This window comes from Caenibacillus caldisaponilyticus (assembly GCF_002003465.1).
Lineage (GTDB): Bacteria > Bacillota > Bacilli > Bacillales > Sporolactobacillaceae > Caenibacillus > Caenibacillus caldisaponilyticus.
On the sequence record NZ_BDDQ01000102.1, the window covers coordinates 1 to 1,305 of the forward strand.

1 protein-coding gene, 2 tRNA genes and 1 rRNA gene are annotated in these 1,305 nt (G+C 44.4%); 3 read left to right on the top strand and 1 reads right to left on the bottom strand.

Annotated elements, in window-relative coordinates; all coding sequences use genetic code 11:
* Positions 1-53: 53 nt before the first annotated feature.
* From rrf to CCB157_RS16415, 3 genes are all read left to right on the top strand, one after another.
* Positions 54-170, top strand: a 5S ribosomal RNA gene (rrf, locus tag CCB157_RS16405).
* Positions 171-194: 24 nt separating this feature from the next.
* Positions 195-269: transfer RNA gene (locus CCB157_RS16410), tRNA-Asn, on the top strand.
* A gap of 3 nt (positions 270-272) precedes the next feature.
* A tRNA-Thr gene (locus CCB157_RS16415) sits at positions 273-348 on the top strand.
* A gap of 83 nt (positions 349-431) precedes the next feature.
* Here CCB157_RS16415 and CCB157_RS16420 read toward each other — a convergent pair.
* A partial coding sequence (locus CCB157_RS16420) for a tyrosine-type recombinase/integrase (RefSeq protein WP_077616893.1) occupies positions 432-1,305 on the bottom strand: 874 nt, incomplete at its 5' end.

Consider the following 1,305-nt stretch of genomic DNA (forward strand, 5'->3'; position numbering starts at 1 on the left):
GCAGGACCTTCGTTATCAGTTTTGAAGGTGCAACCTTCAACAAGTGAAAAAGGTCCGGTGACGATGGCGAAGAGGTCACACCCGTTCCCATCCCGAACACGGCCGTTAAGCTCTTCAGCGCCGATGGTAATGGGGGGGCGACCCCCTGTGAGAGTAGGACGTTGCCGGGCCTTGCCTTACATATTCCATGACATTCCGCAGTAGCTCAGTGGTAGAGCAATCGGCTGTTAACCGATGGGTCGCTGGTTCGAATCCGGCCTGCGGAGCCAGATGCTTCCATAGCTCAGTTGGTAGAGCGCTTCCATGGTAAGGAAGAGGTCGCAGGTTCGAGCCCTGTTGGAAGCTCCATTAAAAAGCTTATTATGATGGGGTTTCGTCATAACGACGAAACCCCGTTTAATTTTAGGAAGAGGTCAATTGCAAACGAATTGCTAACGTTCGGATTCCGAAATATTTTTTTCATGGAAAAATAATTCCTCAAACTTGGCTGCTGCTGCTTCCTGTAATCCGGGTAAGACATGGGAATAGGTATCCAATGTAATGCGAATATTTGCATGGCCAAGACGCTCACTGACGACTTTAGGATGAATGCCTTGTTTCAATAGGATTGTGGCATGTGTGTGCCGTAAATCATGGAAGCGAATCGGTGGCAGTCCGCTTTTCTTTAAAAGGCGCTTCCATACACGGTCAAAATTCCTTGGGATGATCGGCGTTCCTAATGATGTGCAAACGACAAGCCCATGATCTTCGTAATATGCCCCGTTTTTGAGTTTCTCTTTTTTAATTGTCGTATAATGCTGCTTAAGAACGTCGATTGTATTACCTGTCAATACAATTGTGCGGCGGCCGGCATTGGTTTTTGTTTCTTGAAAACGATCACCGCGGTTAGATAGGGTCTGATTGACTGTAATCGTTTTCCTATGCAGGTCAATATCTTTCCATCGAAGACCAAGAATTTCTCCTTTTCTCATCCCCGTTGTAATCGCTAAAAAGAAAGCTATATATAGCCGATCATTTTTTGCGACATTCAAAAAATGTCTCGCCTGTTCTTCAGTCCAAAACCGCATTTCTTTTCTTCCTATACGAGGCGGATCCACTAACAGCGCTGGGTTTTTATATATGAACCCATATCGGTAAGCTGCATTTAAAGATGCTTTGATGATGTTGTGTATCTTTGAAATGGATGCAGGAGCAAGATGCTCTTTCTCATTGAGATATGAATAGAATCTCTGTAGATGTACTGCGTTGATTTTTGATATTGAAATATGGCCCAATTTGGGAGCGATATGTTTCGAGATTAAATAG